Source organism: Vibrio sp. 2096 (assembly GCF_033339595.1).
GTDB lineage: Bacteria > Pseudomonadota > Gammaproteobacteria > Enterobacterales > Vibrionaceae > Vibrio > Vibrio alginolyticus.
Genome location: NZ_JAWOUX010000001.1, coordinates 460,377 through 480,868, shown reverse-complemented (window position 1 = coordinate 480,868; position 20,492 = coordinate 460,377). Strand labels below are relative to the sequence as shown.

14 protein-coding genes are annotated in these 20,492 nt (G+C 46.2%); 5 read left to right on the top strand and 9 right to left on the bottom strand.

Features of this window, described 5'->3' with window-relative positions; genetic code table 11:
- The first annotated feature begins 2 nt into the window (after nt 1–2).
- The gene (locus R7Q41_RS02090; protein ID WP_318144326.1) at nt 3–1,739 is read left to right on the top strand and encodes a BCCT family transporter; all 1,737 of its coding nucleotides are present in this window, start codon (nt 3–5) and stop codon (nt 1,737–1,739) included.
- A 92-nt stretch (nt 1,740–1,831) separates the two neighbouring features.
- On the opposite strand, the gene R7Q41_RS02085 is transcribed toward R7Q41_RS02090, so the two are convergent.
- The 6 genes from R7Q41_RS02085 to R7Q41_RS02060 form a co-directional block, all read right to left on the bottom strand.
- Nucleotides 1,832–2,758 (bottom strand): LysR substrate-binding domain-containing protein, encoded by a 927-nt coding sequence (locus R7Q41_RS02085; protein WP_318144325.1) that lies wholly within the window; start codon nt 2,756–2,758, stop codon nt 1,832–1,834.
- Between the two features lie 247 nt (nt 2,759–3,005).
- Nucleotides 3,006–4,370 (bottom strand): TrkH family potassium uptake protein, encoded by a 1,365-nt coding sequence (locus tag R7Q41_RS02080; RefSeq protein WP_054578635.1) that lies wholly within the window; start codon nt 4,368–4,370, stop codon nt 3,006–3,008.
- A 1-nt stretch (nt 4,371) separates the two neighbouring features.
- A complete protein-coding gene (locus R7Q41_RS02075; RefSeq protein WP_005375180.1) occupies nt 4,372–5,025 on the bottom strand; it encodes a potassium channel family protein in 654 nt (217 codons plus the stop codon).
- Between the two features lie 151 nt (nt 5,026–5,176).
- Nucleotides 5,177–5,875, bottom strand: a complete 699-nt coding sequence (locus R7Q41_RS02070; protein WP_285398851.1) for a response regulator transcription factor — start codon at nt 5,873–5,875, stop codon at nt 5,177–5,179.
- Entirely contained in the window at nt 5,872–6,906 is a 1,035-nt protein-coding gene (locus R7Q41_RS02065) for a DUF4118 domain-containing protein (protein ID WP_171344188.1), read from the bottom strand. Before R7Q41_RS02065 ends, R7Q41_RS02070 begins: the two co-directional genes overlap by 4 nt.
- 237 nt (nt 6,907–7,143) lie before the next feature.
- Nucleotides 7,144–8,997 carry an ABC transporter ATP-binding protein gene (locus tag R7Q41_RS02060; protein ID WP_042521744.1) on the bottom strand — a complete coding sequence of 618 codons (1,854 nt, stop codon included), beginning with the start codon at nt 8,995–8,997 and terminating at the stop codon, nt 7,144–7,146.
- A gap of 145 nt (nt 8,998–9,142) precedes the next feature.
- Between R7Q41_RS02060 and R7Q41_RS02055 the strand changes: the two genes are divergently transcribed.
- From R7Q41_RS02055 to fhuB, 4 genes are read left to right on the top strand one after another with little or no spacing between them, the layout of a single operon-like run.
- Nucleotides 9,143–11,245: a TonB-dependent siderophore receptor gene (locus R7Q41_RS02055; protein ID WP_054578633.1), complete on the top strand. Its 2,103-nt coding sequence runs from the start codon at nt 9,143–9,145 to the stop codon at nt 11,243–11,245.
- Between the two features lie 51 nt (nt 11,246–11,296).
- Nucleotides 11,297–12,082 (top strand): ABC transporter ATP-binding protein, encoded by a 786-nt coding sequence (locus R7Q41_RS02050; RefSeq protein WP_318107664.1) that lies wholly within the window; start codon nt 11,297–11,299, stop codon nt 12,080–12,082.
- On the top strand, nt 12,073–13,002 hold the full coding sequence (locus R7Q41_RS02045; RefSeq protein WP_154203993.1) for an iron-siderophore ABC transporter substrate-binding protein: 930 nt from the start codon (nt 12,073–12,075) through the stop codon (nt 13,000–13,002). Before R7Q41_RS02050 ends, R7Q41_RS02045 begins: the two co-directional genes overlap by 10 nt.
- On the top strand, nt 12,999–14,966 hold the full coding sequence (gene fhuB, locus R7Q41_RS02040) for a Fe(3+)-hydroxamate ABC transporter permease FhuB (RefSeq protein ID WP_258480828.1): 1,968 nt from the start codon (nt 12,999–13,001) through the stop codon (nt 14,964–14,966). The genes R7Q41_RS02045 and fhuB overlap by 4 nt, the downstream gene beginning before the upstream one ends.
- 95 nt (nt 14,967–15,061) lie before the next feature.
- Here the strand turns inward: fhuB and R7Q41_RS02035 are convergent, their stop codons facing one another.
- From R7Q41_RS02035 to R7Q41_RS02025, 3 genes are all read right to left on the bottom strand, one after another.
- Complete coding sequence (locus R7Q41_RS02035; RefSeq protein ID WP_005375171.1) at nt 15,062–15,910, bottom strand: mechanosensitive ion channel family protein; 849 nt, start codon at nt 15,908–15,910, stop codon at nt 15,062–15,064.
- A gap of 97 nt (nt 15,911–16,007) precedes the next feature.
- The gene (locus tag R7Q41_RS02030) at nt 16,008–16,913 is read right to left on the bottom strand and encodes an OmpA family protein (RefSeq protein WP_206959025.1); all 906 of its coding nucleotides are present in this window, start codon (nt 16,911–16,913) and stop codon (nt 16,008–16,010) included.
- 9 nt (nt 16,914–16,922) lie between these two features.
- The gene (locus R7Q41_RS02025; protein ID WP_206959027.1) at nt 16,923–20,438 is read right to left on the bottom strand and encodes a hypothetical protein; all 3,516 of its coding nucleotides are present in this window, start codon (nt 20,436–20,438) and stop codon (nt 16,923–16,925) included.
- Nucleotides 20,439–20,492 lie beyond the last annotated feature (54 nt).

Here is a 20,492-nt window from a genome sequence, read left to right as displayed (position 1 = left end):
CTATGAGAGCAACATCTGGGATATTGAAAGGACTCAATCCGACTGTGACTATCGCATCAAAGATCGTCGTTATCGGTTTTGTACTTTTCTGCGCCATTCTCGCCAACCAAGCGGGCCAATACTTCGAAACGATTTCCGGCATTTTGCTGCAGAATATGAAGTGGTTTTACATCGGACTTGTTTCACTCGTTGTCGGTTTTCTTCTTTACCTTATGGTTAGTCGATATGGGCATATTCGTTTGAGTAAAGATGACGAAAAACCAGAGTTTAGTTATTTGTCTTGGGTATCCATGCTTTTTTCCGGAGGCATGGGGATAGGCTTGATTTTCTGGTCGGTCGCCGAACCGATGTGGCATTACGCTGACAACCCATTTACTCAAGGCCTGACCAATGAAGCCGCAACAACATCAATGAAACTGACATTCTTTCACTGGGGCCTACATCCTTGGTCTGTCTTTATCATTGTGGCACTCGCATTAGCTTACTTTTCCTACCGTAAAGATCTGCCTTTTACCCTACGCTCTATCTTGTACCCTTTGATTGGTGATCGTATTTATGGGCCTATCGGACACACGGTTGATATCCTAACAGTCGCGGTGACCGCTTTCGGTATATCTCAAACCTTGGGGATGGGAGTTATCCAAATAAACTCTGGTTTGAATCAAGCCTTTGGTCTAGATATTAGTTTGGGGATTCAACTCTTTATTATCGTTTCCCTTTGTACTTGTGCGGTTGCGTCGGTGCTATCTGGTGTAGGAAAAGGTATTCGCCGTTTATCAGAATGGAACATGCTGCTCTCACTCGCACTCGTGCTAGTCGTACTTTACATTGGCCCAACTCGCTATATCTTAAATACGCTACTCGAAAGTACGGGGCTTTATGCACAAAACATTGTCGGTATGAGCTTATGGAGCGATGCACAGAATGACTCTGGCTGGCAAAACTGGTGGACGGCTTATTACTGGCCTTGGTGGATGACTTGGGCACCTTTCGTTGGCATGTTTGTGGCTCGTATCTCTAAAGGACGCACAATACGTGAACTTATCGGCGGTGCTCTCATCGTACCCACGCTGATCACGTTTTTATGGATTTCAGTATTTGGTGGTGCAGCGTTGAAGGTAGAGCAAGACGCTCGTGTTGCTCATCAAGAGCAAGTCACTGCGGCACAAGAAGCCAAACAAACACCACCTGCGGATTTCTCTGGCGGCCCGATTCTTGAAGCGACTAAAGCCGATACGACACGCGCTTTGTTTACGCTATTCGACAATCTAGATACAGGTATGTTTGGTAAACTCCTTAGCGTGCTTGCGTGTCTATTGCTCGGTACTTATTTCATTACCTCCGCAGACTCGGGTACCTTGGTTCTATGTACCCTCGATGCCGCTGGGCACAGTGAGCCTCCTACGTCTATACGCGTATTGTGGGGAATCATGATCGCTGCCATTGCGGGAGTGCTTCTATATGCAGGAGGGTTAAAAGCAATGCAAACAGCCTCCATTATTGCCGGTTTCCCTATCGCGATTTTTATCGCGGTGATGAGCTTAACGCTGTTCCATAGTATTCGACGCGAACCTAAGCCATGGGCAATGCTTCCTGAGCATGTTCACCCAGAGCAAGAGAAACTTGATGGTCCTGTTGAACCGCTTGTTGAAAGCAAAACTTTGGCTTCCGAGCCTATCGCTTCAAGATCCTCGCTGAAAGATGATTCCACACTTAATCAGGGACCAGTACTAAGTTAGTGCGTCGTTTCATCAATCAATTAAAAAAGCGGGAACTGATATTCCCGCTTTTTTAACATGACCAAACTCTGTTATTTTCTCTGCTTATTGATTTAAGCTAAGCCTCGATCACCTACCTCATCTGGCAACTGATGCAAAAGCCATTCTCTAAAACGTTTGACGCCGGCTGGGATTAAACCTCTATTTTTAGGTTCAAGCATAGAAAAATTGGAAGGTGTTGAAAGCACGTGTTCGACTGGCCTAACCAAAGCGCCGCTTTGTAAATAGTCGTCCACTAATGACCCCCAGGCTAACGCGATTCCCTGACCATTAATTGCCGCTTGTAACAGCATTGGATAGTTATTGATGTTCATGCGATTACGAGGCGAAATATTTGGCAACCCCACACTTGCAAACCACTGCTCCCAATTCACCCAATCTCTTTGAGACTCTTCCAGATAGAGTAACGTTTTATTGAAGATTTCTTCTGGCTCACTAGGCTGGCCGATTTTCTCTAAATAAAGCGGGCTACACACAGGGAATACCTCTTCTGAAAATAGCGTTGTCACATCCATTTCCGCAGGTGGAGTGCGACAATAAAACAAGGCGAGATCGCAATCTAATCGGCGTAAGTCCAACACATTATCTGAGGCCAATATCCTTATATCGATGTCATCATGTTCATTTTGAAATTGAGCAACCTTAGGCAACAACCACAAGGCTGCCATTGCATTTGTCGTCGCAACCGTGATCTTTTGTTCGCCCTGCCATTTCTTCACTTCACCCGTGATTTGAGCAATATCGAGCAAAGATTGGCTGACAGCTTGATAATATTGAAGACCTGTAGGCGTTAAATTAATGCTTCGATTGGCTCGCGTGAACATAGCCTTGCCTAAGTATTCTTCTAATTGTCTAATTTGGCGACTGATAGCACCTTGGGTCACGTTTAGCTCGTCAGCGGCTAACGTAAAACTCAAGTGCCGCGCCGACGCTTCAAACGCAACGAGGCTATTTAAAGGTGGGAGGGGTTTGATTTTCATGTATCTTCCAGTAAGGCAGTATTGTAATTATTTTTATTCCCGGCAATCTTATGTTGCACGTGGATAATGCCATTCTGGACAACACCTCAAAAACGACAATTTATAAATGATAAAAAATAGAGATGAATCATAAATTGTTGTGAGAGAGACTGCCGTATACAGTTTCGTGGCTACAACGAGCACAAAAAGAGGAGCAGTTACTCCTCTTTTGTCTAGCCTTTTGCTCACTTTGTACGAGTTAGCCCATCTACCCTATTGCCAGTTTAGTACTCGCGTAACGCGCTTTTTTCTTTCTTGGACTGGCTAAGAAGTACGCTAATGTAAGAGGCCCTAATCGTCCCATAAACATCATGAAGATGATCACTAACTCACCTGGTTCGGACAAACTGCCCGTTAAGCCTCGCGATAACCCAACCGTACCCAGTGCCGAGACCGCTTCGAACATAATATCTAACATAGACGCTTTCTCTGTCAGTAACAGCGTGAATATGGCAAACCAAGTCACCCCCACCGAGATCAGAGTCAGCGCCAATGCCTTGCTGATGGTCTCTTTGGGAATCTCGCGTTGAAAGGCATAGGTTGCTTCATCGCGACGCAAATAGCTGTAAGTTGCCAAGACTAACACCATAAATGTCACAACTTTAATGCCACTTGCCGTACTCAATGATCCACCGCCGATAAACATCAACACCAGAATGATCGCCGTTGTGGCATCTTCCAACTGATCGATAGCTAAAGTGTTGAACCCTGCCGTTCTTGGCGTCACCGCTTGAAACCACGATGCCCACCATTTCCCTGCTTCGCTCAACGGGGCAAGCGTGTTGGGGTTGTCATATTCAATCAGATAAATCGCGATAAGTGCCACCACGTTAATGATCATCGTGCCTAAGATCATCATTCGACTGTAAACGGTGAGTCGATGCCAACGGCGATTGCGTTTTAAGTCAATCCAAACCGAGAAGCCTAAACCACCAATAATGAACAAACTGGTAATGGTGAAGTTAACGACCGGGTCGTCCACGTAAGGCATTAAGCTATCGGCACTCAACGCAAAACCTGCATTGTTAAACGCACTGATGGTGTAGAAGAAACCATGGAACAAACTGGTTTCCCAGCCCAGCTCTTCACTCCAATAAACGCTCAAAATAGTGAAACCAATAAGTTCAACGAGCAGAGCGAACATCAATACAGATTTAGCGGTGGCAATGAGTGTCGATGAATCAGTCTGGTTGAACGCCTCTCTCGCGACTGCTCGCTCCAAAAAGCCAATTTTTCCGCCCAGAGCCAGCAAGGTCACGATAGCAAACGTCATCAAACCTAGGCCACCACATTGAATCAGGAAAGCAATAACCACTTGCCCAAAAGGCGTAAACGCCGTGCCCGTGTCTACCACAACTAATCCCGTCACCGTAATGGCCGATGTCGCAGTAAACAGGCTTTGAATCCAAGTGATGGGCTCTGTGGTGGCAATCGGCAGTTTGAGTAAGACCGTGCCGAGCATGATCAAGCACGCAAAGCTGAGGCTAAGTATTAATGGCGGTGCGCCCAACAATTTTTTGCCCGCTTTGGGTTTTCGCTCGATTGGGATAACAGAGGGATGCCACAAAACCATGTTACACCAACCTTGGAGCGACGTATTTCAGCTCAGCGCGACTACCGCAAAGCAACAGCGTGTCGAACTCATTAAGCACAAACTCATCATTGATATTGGTGTAGACGGCTTCTTCGCGCTTCACCAAGATAGGCTGAATGTTGTAACTGCCTCGGCTGATCAACTTAGAAAGCGGCGTATCGTGCAGATTGGATTTAACGTGGATTTCCACCACATACAAACCATGCCCCATTTCCAAATAGTTGTTCACCATCGGATAGTTGAGTGCCTGCGCGACTCTTACGCCCATCTCCTCTTCCGGATGAATAATGCGTTGTACACCAAGCTTAGACACGATGGTGTGGTGTGCTTTGGTGCTCGCTTTGACCCAAATAGATTTCACACCCAGATTTTTCAGCGCCAGCGTACACAACAAACTGGCTTGCATGTCTTCGCCAATCGCCACCAACACCACATCACTGTTCGCTAACGCTAACTCTCTGAGTGCACCTTCGTCTGTTGCGTCACATATGACCGCTTGCGTTAACTCTTCGACGTATTTCTCGACGATTTTCGGGTCGCTATCCACCCCCGTTACGGTGTGTCCAAGATGAATAAGTTCTAAGCTAGCGGCAACGCCAAATCGCCCTAAACCAATTACTGTAAAGTGAGCCATATCAATCCCTAACTGTGTTTTATGTATAGAAAATGCTAATGCGCTAAGGGCTAGGCTGATTTTCCGTCACGAAAAATAGGCAACACGAATCCTGTTCGAGTGCCGATAACCAGCACTAAACCTTGGCATTAACGTTGATTAAATTTGGAATTTAGTGGTACTTGGACGTCTCAAGCACTAAACGATAACCCAGCCCCGGCTCGGTTTTTAATAGCCGCTGTTCGTCAGCACTATCGTTCAGTTTTTTGCGTAGTTGACTCACTAACACGCGTAAGTAGTGAGTGTCTTCGACATGACTTTTTCCCCAAATCACCGCTAGCAAATGAGTTTGCTCAATGAGTTTTCCCGGCTTGAGAATCAACTGTTCAATGAAAGAAAATTCTTTCTTGGTGAGTGGAATTTCCCTCTGATCCAACCAAAATTGGTGGGTGCTTTTGATGATTTTGACTCGGCCAGCCACCAGCTCATCAGCGATGGATTTCTCATCCACCAAATCTCGAACCAGCACTTTGATGCGCGCGATGAGCTCTTTTACGCCAAAAGGCTTGCTTAAGTAATCATTCGCGCCCGCTTCTAAAAGGCGGATTTTTTCCTCTTCTTGATCGCGAGCTGTCAGCACTAGCACTGGCGTTTTATACGTCTGACGAAGCGTCGTGAGAAACTCCGTCCCATCGCCGTCGGGCAAGCCTAAATCTAGCAGAATGACGTGCGGCGAATGTGCTTCGAAACACGCTTTGGCTTCTGCAATGGTACTCGCGCCAATGTAATCAAACCCTTCAGCAGACAGCGAAATTCGAATAAAGGTATGAATGCGAGGCTCATCGTCCACGACTAAAACTTTGTAACTCACGCCTGCTCTGCTCCTTGATTGAGTGGAAGTAGAATGCGGATCAGCGTCCCTTCTGATACTGGCATAGATTGAATCTCTCCTTGGTGTGCGATGATGATGCCTTTGGCAACCGCGAGTCCCATTCCGGTGCCTGAATCGGCCGATTTGTTGTTCGCGCCGGAATAGAAAAGGTTGAATATTTTTTCCGCATCTTCAGCTTTGATGCCAATCCCCATGTCCCGAACATCAATCACGCACGACAAACCCTGCTTAGAAAGTGAAACCTCAACAGATTCATTCTCTGGTGAAAATCGCATGGCATTATCCAGCACATTAAAAATCGCTTGTTCGATGAGCGAACGACTTACTGATAAATAACCAACGGAATCATCCATATTCATGGACACTTTCTCGGTGTAATTCGGCAAACGAGAAACCGCATCCCGCACAATATCTGCAATCAGCTCATCTTTTTTGGTAATTTTTAATGTGCCGTGCTGGAGCTTAGTCGCCTGTAAGAGGTTCTCGATATATTGATGCAAGCGATGGCTTTCTGAAGTCGCACTGTCGAGCAATTCTTTACGCTCTAAGTCATCGAGCTTGGGCATGTACTCGTTGAGTGTGGTCAGTGTTCCAATAATGGTTGCTAGCGGCGTGCGTAGGTCATGGGACACCGATAGCAGGATGCTGTTTTGCAGCTTGGTTTGTTTTAACTCTCCCTGCTGCCGACGATAAAGATCCGCAAAGGTGCTGGTGATAAAAGCCACCACCATAAACACGACTAAATTAAAAATGTCTTCCGGACGAAACATCTGCAAAGAGTAACGAGGCGTCGTGAAAAAGAAGTTGAAGCTCAACGCTTCGACCACCGCCGCCGCATAAGCGAATCGCGAGTTGCATTGAAACGCCACTACCACGACCGCTAACTGTAAAATCAGCAGGACTGCGGCTGTAGAGCCAAACAGTTGGTCTAACAGCCATGAGACGACAACCGCACCAACAATCACGGTAGTAGAAAAGAGAAAGGTGTTATCTCGCCATTGAACAAACATAAAATACATCAACCAAAATTCGATGTAGAAAACTTTAGCAAAAGCCCATTCGGAGTTCGCGTAAAAAAAGCGTAAAAAATTCAATAACGACAGTGAGTTATAAACATAATCATCATTAAGTTGGCCTAACTCAATGAATAATCACAAGTTAACGTTGCCCATTAACGCCTACTTACTCGGTATAAACGACAGACACAAAAAAGAGGAGCATTTGCTCCTCTTTCGTGTAGCGTCATATTAGATGACTTGCAGTTGAGCATCACCTTGCTCAGACAAAAATCCGCCGGTTTGATGCTTCCACAACTGAGCGTAAACACCACCCAATTGCAGCAGCTCGTAATGCGAGCCTTGCTCAATGATTTTGCCGTCATCCATTACAATCAAACGATCCATCGCGGCAATCGTTGATAAACGGTGAGCAATCGCAATCACTGTTTTTCCTTCCATCAGAACTTCAAGGTTTTCTTGAATTGCCGATTCTACTTCTGAATCAAGTGCAGACGTTGCTTCATCCATGATCAAAATTGGCGCGTTTTTCAGCAGAACGCGAGCAATCGCCACACGTTGACGCTGACCACCAGACAGCTTCACACCGCGTTCACCCACTTCAACGTCATAGCCAACGTTACCTTGCTCGTCTCGTAGAGATTGAATGAAATCATGAGCATGTGCTTTCTCAGCAGCTGCGATAACGGCATCCATTGAAGCATCTGGATCACCGTAAAGAATGTTCTCTTTAATTGAACGATGCAGCAAAGAGGTGTCTTGCGTGATCATACCGATGTGTTGGCGAAGCGACTCTTGTTCAACTTGAGAAATGTCCTGTCCATCAATACAAATCTTACCGCTATTTACGTCGTAAAAGCGCAGCAACAAGTTGACCAACGTGGATTTACCTGCCCCAGAGCGACCGACAATGCCGACTTTTTCGCCCGGTTTGATAGTCAGATTCAAGTTCTCAAATACTGCCTTCTCATCACTGTAGTTAAAACCTACGTGATCAAAGCAGATCTCACCTTGAGAGATTTGCAAAGGCTTAGCATTTGGTACGTCTTTCACTTCAACATCGTTTGAAATCGTATTAATACCGTCTACTACTGTACCGATGTTTTCAAACAGTGCGCTAACTTCCCACATGATCCACTTCGACATACCTTGTACGCGCAACGCAATACTGATGGCAATCGCAATAGCACCAATTGTTACAGCGTGATCTAGCCATAGATAAACCGAAATGGCACTAATAGACATCAGCAGCAAATAGTTGATGGCATCCACACTAAACAGTAAACAAGTCACCATGCGCATTTGGCGGTAAACCGTCACCAAAAATTGCTTCATGCTGCTTTCTGCGTATTCCAACTCTCGTTGCGAGTGCGCGAATAGCTTTACGGTAGATATGTTGGTGTAAGAATCGACAATGCGCCCAGTCATTACAGAACGAGCATCCGCTTGCTCTGTCGCTACTTGTTTCATTTTAGGGATAAAGTAGAACTGGATAACCGCGTACATTCCTATCCAAATCACAATAGGCAACATTAGCAAACCATCGGCTTCGCCCATCATCCAGAGCATCGAAAGAAAATAAACGCTGATATAAACCAGTACATCCACCAGCTTCATGACCGTTTCTCGTACCGCTAACGCACTTTGCATCACTTTGGTCGCAACTCGGCCTGCAAAGTCACGCTGGAAAAATCCAACCGCTTGTTTTAGCAAGTAACGGTGAATCAACCAACGGATAGACATCGGGTAGTTACCCAATAACGTTTGGTGCATCACCATTGAGTGGACAAAACCGAGAGCTGGCATCACAACCGCCACTAAGAACAGCATCATTAGCATGCGATCACCCTGGTCTTGCCAGAATGTTGCGCGATCTTGATTAGAGAGAATATCGACGAGCTCGCCCATATAACGCAACAGCGTCACCTCTGTAATGGCAATAAGCGCACTGAACACAGCCATAACGAGTAAAGGGGCTTCAAAGCCACGAGTGTAAAAACGACAAAAGCCAAATAGCGTCTTCGGTGGCTTTTCGGTTTCCATCTGGGGAAAGGGTTGGGTCAGTTTTTCAAACCAATTGAACATAACAATGACTTTAGGTACCGCGAATGAATTTGCGAACGTTTTACTATCTTTTGATACAAAAGTCAGTAAAATACCGAAACAAAAGCTCAAATGATAATAATTACAATTAAGCTTAGCGTTAATCATAATTATCGGGAATAGATTTATGCAAAAGAATAACTCACTGACCATCGCTATCCGCAACGCGTTGGTTTGTGCTTTAGCACCTACAGCAGTGGTTGCATTCACAGCACAAGCTCAAGAAGACGTCGTACAAGATGACGTGATTGCCATGGAGACCATAACGGTCACCGCGCAAGCACTTAAAGTAGAAACCCCGGCAGCAGAAACGCCGCGCAGCGTATCTATCATTTCTGAAGATGAACTTCGTGTTCGTGCACCGAAAAAGCTAGATGAAGCATTACGCTACACGTCTGGTGTAACCGCTCAGCCTTATGGCGCAGACAACGACACTGATTGGTTCAAAGTTCGTGGATTTGATGCAGCGACTTACCTAAACGGCAACCGCCTATTCCGCGATGGTTACTACACATGGTTGGTCGAACCTTACGGCCTAGAAAGTGTAGAAGTCGTTAAAGGTCCATCGGCTATTCTGTTTGGTGAATCGGCACCAGGCGGTATCGTGAATGCTGTTCAGAAAAAACCAACGTTTACGCCTCAAGGCGAAGTAAAAGTCGAAGTTGGCAACAACCAACACCAATCCGTAGGTTTTGACATTGCTGACGAAGCAAACGACGCAGGCACTGTGCGCTATCGTTTGGTTGGCTTGATGACAAGCCAAGATGGTGAACTGGACGGCACAAATAACGAGCGTTTCTACCTAGCGCCAAGTGTCGAGTTCGACATTTCTGACCGTACAATGCTGACCGTTTTGGCAACTTACCTTCATGATGACGGTGTACCAACTAACCCATTCTTCCCGGCAGCAGGTACTCTGATTGGTTCTAACTTTGGCAAAATCGATCCTTCGACTAACCTTGGTCAGCCAAACTACGATAAATACGAACGCACGCAGTTTTCTCTAGGTTACTTACTAGAGCACGACATCAATGACATGTGGTCACTCTCGCAAAACCTCAACTACGGTTCGAATGAGTTGTACTTGCGCAGCTCTTACGCGTTCTCAAACAACGATCCAGCGAAAGAAGAGTTAACGCAAGGCATCGTATTCCGTGACGGAAAAAACCAGAGCATTACGTTCGATAACAATGCTGTCGGCAACTGGATGACAGACAACGCAGAGCACACAGTGCTTATCGGTATGGATCTGCAATTCCACAAAACCGATGGCGACGAGCAAGACAACTATGCATTTGGCACTATCAACCCGTGGAACCCAGTTTACGGCAACTTCACCCCTCTTGATCCTGCCAACAACGTGAAACGTGAGATTGAGAAATCTCAAGCAAGTCTCTATTCACAATACCAATTGAAACTGCATGAACAGTGGATTGGTAACATAGGTGCTCGTTACGACTGGGTGAAAACAGAAAACTCTGGCAAAGGCGCTACCGTTGATCAAAGTGAATCTCGTGATGATGGTCAGCTCTCTCTAAGTGCGGGTGTGATGTACCTTGCAAACAATGGCCTGTCACCTTACGCAAACTACTCTCAGTCGTTTGAAGTGATCAGCACTATTGATGCGGCAACCAATGAACTTTACAAACCGCTGGAAGGCGAGCAAGTAGAAGTGGGTGTAAAGTATGAGCCAAGCTTTATGGATGGCTTTATCAACCTTGCATGGTTCGACATCACGCAAAAGAACGCGTTGGTCACTAACCCATCAACATGGATTGCGACACAAACAGGTGAAGTGACATCTCAAGGTATTGAGCTAGAAAGCACGGCGCAGCTAACCGACGATCTAAAACTGATGGCAAGCTACACCTACACTAAAGCGAAAACAGATGAGAGCTTTGGCCAAGGTAAAAAACAAGCCGCACTTATTCCTGAGCATCAAGCGTCTGCATGGGTAGACTACAGCGCCTACAGCCTGATTCCAGGCCTCAATATCGGTACTGGTGTGCGCTACGTAGGTGAGTCAAAAGATAACCCTAAGAGCTCGAACCTAACGGTTCCTTCTGTCACTCTTTGGGATGCGTCAGTCACTTACGACATCACTTCACAGTGGCAAGCACAGCTAAACGTGAACAACATCCTAGATAAAGAGTTTGTTTCAGGTTGCGATTACTGGTGTTACTACGGCCAGTCTCGCTCTGTTATGCTAAACGCAAACTACCGCTGGTAATTGTACTTCTACTCCCCTCTATTGAGGGGAGTTTTCTCCTAAGAGCCATCCATGTTTCAACTGTCTAATATTGAGATCGTGCGAGGTGGACGTCAGATCCTCGGCATCGAACAACTTAACATCCCAACAAATGAGCTAACGGTCGTTTTAGGCCATAACGGTTCAGGTAAGTCGACACTGGTGAACCTGCTTTCTGGTCAAATGCCACCATATAAAGGCACGGTAACACTAAACGATACTTCCCTTTCATCACTTAAAACCAAAGAGTTGGCAAAACAGATCGCCTATTTGCCACAAAAGCTGCCCTCTTCAGCTGGTTTAACGGTCGAAGAGCTAGTGCGCTTAGGTCGCTTTCCGTGGCGTGGGGCACTTGGTCGTTGGAAAACCGAAGACAAACAGATCATCACGCAGGCTATGGAACGAACAGGGGTTACACCTTTTGCTCAAGCTTTGGCGGATGACTTATCGGGCGGTGAGCGCCAACGTGCTTGGGTGTCTATGCTACTGGCTCAACAATCGCCAATTTTAATTCTCGATGAGCCAACCTCGGCGCTCGATGTTCACCATCAGTTTCAACTAATGGCGCTGCTGGCAGAACTGAATCGAACCGAGAATGTAGGCATTATCGTGATCCTGCACGATCTGAACTTAGCACTGCGCTACGCCACCCACATTGTTGCGCTCAAAAAAGGTAAAATTGCCTTCGAAGGCAACGCCGACATGTTGTTAGACGAGGCACGCCTTTCTAAACTATATGAGTCACCAATTAAGCTGATTGAACACCCAAGCCCGGCTAACACATTAGCGAGCCAAAAGGTGGCTGTTGTATGCGCATAATAGCTCGTTTACTTACTGTGGTTACACAATCTGCTTTTCTCCTCGCATTTTTTATGACCAATGCACATGCAGTCATCACCGTTACCGATGAATATGGTGAGCATAGTTTTGAGCACGCGCCACAACGCGTTGTAGCCTTAAACTGGGACATCTTAGAACAAGTTTTGGCGCTAAACGTAGAACCAATCGCAGCCCCAAATTTACCAGGCTACCGCCAATGGGTCGTCAATCCAACTGCACCAGAGTCAATTGAAGATATTGGAACCCGAGCAGAGCCCAACTTAGAAAAAATAGCCAGTTTGAAACCAGATGTCATCCTTGCTGCGTCTCCACAGCAAGACTTGATTCCGTTACTCAAACAAATTGCTCCGGTAATCTATTTACCTAATTTTTCTGAAAATGAGGCCGCAGCTGAAACGGCCATTCGTCACTTTCGTACGCTCAGCAAGCTATTCAATAAAGAGGCACTTGCTGAACAGAAACTGGCAGAATTAGATGCTTCATTTGCGCAGATGCGCCAGCGAATTCGCCACTATTACTCTGCTCCACTCAGCGTTCTTGTGATGCGATTTTCAACCCCGAATACTGTATTACTTGCAACCGAAAACTCCACCACTGACTACGTGGTTAGAAAACTGGGATTACAGGCTCCAATTAAAGAGGACCCACGTGCGTGGGGAGTAAAGCAAGATCGAATCAATCGGCTTCAGAGCCTTCAAAACAGCTACGTTCTCTACGTACAACCTTTCCCAGAAGAACGAAAACTGAAAGAGTCGCCACTTTGGCAAGCGATGCCGTTTGTGAAAAAGCAGCGGGTAAATTCAGTCAGAGCAGTGTGGGCGTATGGCGGTGCCATGTCTTTGCAATACACCGCTGAAGCGATTACCGACAGTCTAATAGAGTTGGCACCAGAACAATGAGAACGAAACATTATATTGGTTATCTGGCGCTGATTACGTTACTTAGCGTCTTTAGCCTACAAATTGATACTAATTTATCACTTTTCGAACAATGGCAATTATTAACAAAACCAGAGGTAGCAACCGAGTTTCGTGACGTATTCTTTACGCAAGCGCAGCTTCCTAGGTTAAGTATGACCCTGCTTGTTGGTGCCATGCTTGGTCTCACCGGCAGCTTAATGCAGCAATTAACGCAGAATAACCTCACCTCGCCGTTGACTCTTGGCACCTCTTCTGGTGCTTGGCTTGCATTAGTCGTGGTAAACATTTGGTTCGTCGATTGGGTAGCCGATTACTCTGCATTAGCCGCAATGGTGGGGGCTTTAGTGGCGTTTGGCCTGATCGTATCAATTGCAGGCGTGCGTAATATGACAGGTTTGCCGTTGGTCGTTTCGGGGATGGTTATCAATATCTTGCTTGGTTCTATCGCCACAGCCATTATTATTTTAAACGCCCAGTTCGCACAGAATATTTTTATGTGGGGAGCCGGAGACCTTTCTCAATACAGCTGGGATTGGTTTGAGTGGTTATTGCCTCGCTGCGCTATCGCAATCGTAATTTTGATCGTCGCACCACGTATTCTGACCTTAATGAAACTAGGACAAGAAGGCGCAGCAGCCCGAGGCTTAGCGGTATTACCCGCGTTTGGTGCGTTAATGGTGATGGGTATTTGGCTGGTATCTGCCTCAATCACCACAGTTGGCATTATCAGCTTCATCGGATTACTGACACCCAATATTGCCAGAGCGATGGGGGCAAGAACACCGCGCGACGAATTGATCAGCAGCATGCTTTTGGGCGCAATGCTACTAATCATCACAGACTCTGCCGCTATCTCGCTGAGCTTATGGTTAGAGGAAACCATTCCTAGCGGCGTAGCGGCTGCAGCTATTGGCGCTCCCGCTTTAATTTGGTTTACTCGTAAAAAGCTGACGGCAACCGATCAACTTAACCTTTCAATGAGCCAAGGAAAAACGGCGCTTTCTAAACGCGCGGTATGCAGCATTGCGCTATTCAGTCTGGTTGGGATTCTAGCTTACTCATTCGTTACCCATGGTATAAACGGAATTCAATGGTCTGTGCCAGGTGAGTTCCAATGGCAATTGCGTTGGCCGCGAATGTTAACCGCACTTTCTGTCGGTATTGCGCTATCCGTTGCCGGAATCATTTTGCAACGCATTGTTTATAACCCTCTGGCAAGTCCCGATATTCTCGGTGTGTCTTCCGGAGCCACGTTTGCCATTATTACGACAGGAGTCATCGCTGGGTCGCTTCTCTCCGCATTTAGCTGGGGTATCGCTTTTTTCGGAAGTATGTCCGTATTGATGTTATTGCTGATTATCGGTAAACGAAGCCATTTTAATCCATCTAACTTCGTGTTGTCCGGCATCGCACTAACGGCACTACTAGAAGCTCTTGTTCAATTTTCGCTAGCTCAAGGTTCAGGTGACAGTTACAAAATTTTATTGTGGCTAACTGGTTCTATTTATCGAGTCACAGCCGACACCGCACTGATGCTATGTTTGGCCATAATAGTTCTGCTTGCCGCTGTATTCTCGATTTCTCGTTGGCTAACACTAATTTCCATCGGGCGACAATTCTCAAATGCACGAGGGCTTAACCCTACCGTAGCCAATACGCTTATGCTCACCATCGTTGCTTTGTTATGCGCCTTTTCTACCGCTACAGTTGGTCCAATATCTTTTGTTGGCTTGGTCGCTCCCCATATGGCGATGATGTTAGGAGCAAGAAAAGTGAAAGAGCAACTGTGTGTCGGTGCCTTAATTGGCGCAACCCTAATGTTGTGGGCAGATTGGCTAGGACAAATCGCTATTTATCCAAGTCAGGTCGCAGCTGGCACGTTGGTCGCTATTATAGGCAGCACTTACTTCCTATTTTTAATGCTGAAGAGTAAATTCAGCTAAGTTGGGAATATTGTTACAGCCTAAAAATACGCTAAGAAAAACAAACCCCGCTATTTTGATAGCGGGGTTTGAAATTAAAGGCGAAGTACGATGCTCTATTCTTCTCGCACTACAGGAAAACGTTGCTCATAAAGTTCCATAAAGTCCTTACGAATTAAGTGCTCTAAGTGGTTCGCTTTATCGGTTGGGCAGAAAATCATCACGTGCAGAATTTGTTCACCATTAATGTTGCTAGAAATATGCATATGTGGCTCAGAACCAGGAAGGTCAACACCAGCATGTTTTTCAATCATCGCATTGTAACGATGTGCAACATCAGCAAAGTAACTGCAATGTTCTTCAATTTTATCAGTTAAAATCGGTAACAGTGGATACAAATTGACGAAGTCTTTCACCACTACAGAAAAGTTGTGGTAAACGTACCGCTTCATGAAGTTGAGGTTCTTTACTGGATAGGTAAAGAACATACTATTAGGCAATGTCGCTGTTTTGCCGGTGTAATGATATTGCCCGTGATGCAGGTCGATCTCTTGAATCACCGTCGCCATCATATTGTGCTCAATCACTTCACCACACAACTTCCCGACCTCAATCCAGTCTCCAACGCGAAAAGAACGCGAACTTGCTCTTTGAATCGAACCCGTAAAACACAAAATGATTTCTTTGGATGCCACTACAATGGCAACGGCAATCGCCGTTACACTCAGAGCAAACTCGTTAATTTCTGATTGCCATAAAATAAATAAAATCAGTAATGTAACAGCAAAGGTGCCATTTTTAGTTCTGGACATCCAACTACGCTGATCTTCTGAGAGAAAAGCGTGATCACCACGAATCATCGATAAAATTGCACGACGAATTAACCACATAATCGCAAAGATCAGTGCGGTAAAAATCAATTTATGAGTGAGAAGAAAATCGACGACTAACTGCACTTTCTCCATTACCCGACTCCCTGTTTGGTTTAGATAGGTTGACCTTTCATGCTAAATATCGCTCAGAAAACAGATAGCTAGCTTGCGAGAGGACAACCTTACCAAATTATTCAGTCGGTAGCCCCAGTTCACTCTCTTTAAATACGATAAACGCACGGCGGTTTAAAGCATTGGCTTCTGGAGATTCTTCGTTGATCACAGGTTGAAGCTCACCAAAGGCTTTTACTTCCCACACAAACTGCGATGGATCGAGTTTCGTCTTGAGATACGCCACCACGGTTTGCGCTCTTCGCTCCGCCAATTGTTCATTATAAGAGAGCGAACCCACTTGGTCGGTATGACCAGCCACCATAATGCTACCTTCTAAACCTTGCAGTTTTGCGATGAAATCATCTAATTGTGAAAGGTCTTCCGGTTTTAATTCCGACTTATCGAAATCGAAGTGTGGTGTCATCGCCATGTAGATCTTACGTTCTGGTTTTGGCGGCTCACAGAAAGGCATCTCTTCGTACTTCTTCGCCTCTTCAAACATCACGTAAGCACGACGGTTTTCAGCACGAGCTTGATCCGATTTACCCAACGCTAGCGGCTGCGACTCACCAAAGTGCTTCACTTCCCAATCGTATTGCTCTGGGTCGAGTTGCTGCTGAAGGTACGCTTCTACCGATTCAGCGCGTCGCATAGACAGCTTCTCGTTATATTCGTCAGAGCCTTTAAAATCGGTGTGACCAACAATCGTGATGCGTCCGCTCAAGCCTTGAATATCACGGATGAACGCACCTAGGCTTGCCGCATCGGCTTCACGAATGATGGATTTATCGAAGTCGAAATGCTCGGCTACCGCAATATGGATTTCGCGTTGCGGTGCCAAACATTCACTGATCAGAAACTTGGAGACATTGACATCGGCAAACTTTTCTCGGTTCTCTTGGCTTACATACGCATCCGCCGAACAACCTGCCAATATTGCCCCTGCGATCATGCCGCTTAACAAACGAATCGTCGTTTTCATATCGCCCTCTTATAACTTACCAACTAGGTTAATGAACACGCCTGATGCATCGTAATCGTCATCATTCGCTAGATTGCCATCAAAGCCTGAGAAGTTGTAACCCACGCCGACTTTGAAGTTGTCGCTCAAATGTTTGTTAACCGAAACCAATGCTCCCTGCTCTAACTCGTCGTAGGTGCTGTCCGTCTTCCAGTGGTACTCACCAGTCACGTCCCAATCTTTCATAACACGGTAAGAGGCACTCAAACCGTAGAGAGAAATTTTACTGTCGACTGGAATGTCTTCGCCTGACTGACGAGTGAAGATTTCATGCTTGTCCTTATAAGCGTATTTCGCGCCTAAATCCCAGTTTGCATCCAACGAGTAGATACCTTCGATTTCGATGATGTGGCTTTCTTCATCTTTGTAATCCACATCGCGGTTAAGTTGGTCGAAGTCCACCAAATACGTATAACGAGAAAGTACGTTCAAACGGTCGTTGTAGATTGGGCGATATGCTAAACCTGCGGTCGACTCAATAAAACGAGCCAACACTTTATCGCTCGATTTGCTCTCTGAGCGTGAGTAGTTGAACTTACCAAACAAGGTGTACTCTTCCGTTAGATGATGTGTGTAACGGTTAGTCGTCACCCATTGGTCGACACGTTTTTTATCTGGGTCTGCGGAATCATCGGTCTTGTCGACACGGTACTCGACTTTGTTCTTGAACAATACGTCATCGACATCGATGGATGTGCTCACACTCACGGCTTGGCGCTCTGTGGTGATCTTCTGGTCGTCTTCAATTTCGCCTTTTTGATAGCCAATCCCCATGTCGATGTCGTCGTTCATGTCGTAACCAAAACCAAACGAGTCAATACGACCTTTGCCGTTGTTCTCATCTACAAATTGGTTTTCTTGGTAGAAATCGACGGTTGAAGTCAGGTCTGCACGTTGACCGACAATCACGTTGTTTTTGCCTTCGTAAGTGTCGTCTACGTAGGTTAAGTAGGTGCTGTAATCTTCCGTTACGTCATACGTCACGCTCGCTTCTGCGGCATCGCCGCGATCACCCGTGGTGTATTCCGCGCCAACCACAAAGTCTTCTAGAATTCGCGTTTCACCACCGAGCGTGACGCTGTCGTTCTCGTCGTATTCGTCTGTTTGGCCTACGGTTTTCTGACCTTTGATGTACACGTTGTTGTCGCTGTCCCAGATGTAGTCAGCACGCAGACCCGCTAACGTGCCTTTGCCTTTTTCATCTTGGTTGTTTAGCTCTTCAACTTGTTTACCCGCTGCCGAGATCTTGATGTGTTTGGTGACTTTAACTTGGGTTTCCAATTCCGCTTGCTGGGTATCCGTTCGCAAATCACCATCGGATTCACGCTCTTCAACCGAGGTAAAGCGCGTCTTAACAGCAACTCGGTCAGTGGCTTGGAAACGAATTTCGGTACCGTAAGACTCTTGCTCTAAGTCATCATCTTGGCTAGCAAAACTGTAACCTGCGTCTTTGGATTTGTACCAAGCTTTAACGTCGTTACCCACCGCAGAGAATACGTTAGGAGCTAAGTCGTAAAGGTTCATCACCCCTTTCACTTGGTAGATATCACCTTCACGATCTTCCGCGTTGCTGCCAATTGGGGTAAAGGTTAAACCGCCATCGAAAGAAACGTAGTTGGAATCGGTTTGACGACCTTTACTGTGTCCGAATTCGGCTTTTAAGTACGTCCCTTCAGATGCACGCAAGGTTAAGTCCGTGCCGTACGCTTCGTAATCTTGGTTGTCTTTTTCTTCGGTTTGGTAGTTTGCACCCACACCGATGTAGTCGTTCACCCAACCTTTCACACGACCACCAGCGGTCATTGCGTCAAGCGCGTCACTGCCTTGAGGGACGTATTCATAGTCCACCGCAAGATAGTTTTTGTATCCTGAACTCGGTTGGTCGTTTATCACATCACCAAAGTTATCCGAAATGATGTTGTTCAGCGGTCTGGTCAGAATAATGCGGCCTTGGTATGGGTCGATTTCATAGTCACGCCCCGATTGCAGCGGCATTTCTTGCACAGTGATGCTGCTGTCTGGGTCGACAACTTTCACCATCACTTTGTCACTGCCCGGTACCACTTCACCATGACGCAAGAAGTACAACGAACCACCAGTACCTAGGAATTCATCGTGAGCGAAGAGTGAATCAGATTCAGCCGCAAAGCCAACAATGTTTAGACGATCTTCACCAAACTTGGTGGTTGAACGAGTACGGTAGTCACCTTTAAAGCCGTATAAGCTACGGTTGTAATCGTTGTTGTCGGTGCCAGTAATGCCAGTGTTGTAGTTACCCCACAACACATTGGATTTGTCGTACTCAACGTTGAGGTAAACCTTACCTTTGGTATTTACCACTTTGTAGATGTTGGAACTGTCACCATAGTTGCCGTAATACATCTCATCGTCGTCTTCGAGAATGTCGAATACGCTGGATGAGTCAGAGGCAAACGGGTTCTTAAACATGTCTCGCACGTCACTCTCTTTAGTATCAAAGTGAGTGGTAACTCTGAGTTTGTCGCCAAATTTACCCTGACCAAAGTACGCCAAGCGTCCTTGGTTATAGATGTCATCTTGGTATTGCTCGTCGACGGCTAATGCGGCGGAGTTGCCCGTCACTTTGTTTTTACCGATGTAGAAATCCGCAAGACCTGCTTGTACCCAATACTCATCAGGAATACGCACGTACAGTTGGTAGCGACGCTCTTCACCGCTGTCGAATACTACACGAGTAGGGAAGAGATACGCATCTGCTGGCAAGTACTGTTCTGCGTATAACTCGCCCTCTTCCACATCAAACTCGTCTTCGCCAATCACGACTTTATCGACGCCTTTTAGTCCCGTACCCATGAATCTTGCCAGACCCGCAGAGGTTGGAATGTTGTGACGCATCAACTGAGCTTTACCAAGCTTGCGGCTTTGCTCTTCTTCACCGTCGTTCTTGTCGATATCGACTTCAGAATCTGGCTCGACAAGGTCAATCACACCAACCGTCGTCACGTCCATGTTGCCGTCTTTATCGAAGGCTTTTAAACGGAACAACAGCTGTGTGTTGGATTCAAATTGATACTCTTGGTCGGTCGCGCCATCCCAAACAATGTTGAAATCGTTGGCAAATTGCTGACCTTCAACCACTGCTAAAGGGTCAACCAAGCCACGGTCACCACCACGGAAGACTTCCAGTTGGTAATGGTCAACGTAGTAGCTGAAGTTGGTTGTGATAGCAAAGCTCATCTCTTGCAATGGCTTGCCATCTTTCACTTCAACATCGCTGCTAATGCTCAGGTCAAGTACCGGGTCAAATCGCATGATGTCGCGGCTTACCCAAATCGCACCTTGGTCTAGGTAGATACGCGAGTTATCCGTTTGTTCGTGAGCTTTTACTTCAATACCCAGTGAGTCACTGTCAAGTTTCTCCAATTGGCTGGTGTCTTTCGCGTACGAAAGTATTGGCAACGCAGCCGCGATACACATTGTCAGTTTTGATTGTCTAAATCTAATCATAATAATCCTGCTTAACCGCTTGAGTGGTTGGCTGGGTCTGGCCCAGCCTGCGTC

Coding starts and splice junctions, on each gene's coding strand:
- R7Q41_RS02090 (WP_318144326.1), top strand. CDS start 3: ATGAGAGCAACATCTGGGATATTGAAAGGACTCAATCCGACTGTGACT.
- R7Q41_RS02085 (WP_318144325.1), bottom strand. CDS start 2,758: ATGAAAATCAAACCCCTCCCACCTTTAAATAGCCTCGTTGCGTTTGAA.
- R7Q41_RS02080 (WP_054578635.1), bottom strand. CDS start 4,370: ATGGTTTTGTGGCATCCCTCTGTTATCCCAATCGAGCGAAAACCCAAA.
- R7Q41_RS02075 (WP_005375180.1), bottom strand. CDS start 5,025: ATGGCTCACTTTACAGTAATTGGTTTAGGGCGATTTGGCGTTGCCGCT.
- R7Q41_RS02065 (WP_171344188.1), bottom strand. CDS start 6,906: ATGTTTGTTCAATGGCGAGATAACACCTTTCTCTTTTCTACTACCGTG.
- R7Q41_RS02060 (WP_042521744.1), bottom strand. CDS start 8,997: ATGTTCAATTGGTTTGAAAAACTGACCCAACCCTTTCCCCAGATGGAA.
- R7Q41_RS02055 (WP_054578633.1), top strand. CDS start 9,143: ATGCAAAAGAATAACTCACTGACCATCGCTATCCGCAACGCGTTGGTT.
- R7Q41_RS02050 (WP_318107664.1), top strand. CDS start 11,297: ATGTTTCAACTGTCTAATATTGAGATCGTGCGAGGTGGACGTCAGATC.
- R7Q41_RS02045 (WP_154203993.1), top strand. CDS start 12,073: ATGCGCATAATAGCTCGTTTACTTACTGTGGTTACACAATCTGCTTTT.
- fhuB (WP_258480828.1), top strand. CDS start 12,999: ATGAGAACGAAACATTATATTGGTTATCTGGCGCTGATTACGTTACTT.
- R7Q41_RS02035 (WP_005375171.1), bottom strand. CDS start 15,910: ATGGAGAAAGTGCAGTTAGTCGTCGATTTTCTTCTCACTCATAAATTG.
- R7Q41_RS02030 (WP_206959025.1), bottom strand. CDS start 16,913: ATGAAAACGACGATTCGTTTGTTAAGCGGCATGATCGCAGGGGCAATA.
- R7Q41_RS02025 (WP_206959027.1), bottom strand. CDS start 20,438: ATGATTAGATTTAGACAATCAAAACTGACAATGTGTATCGCGGCTGCG.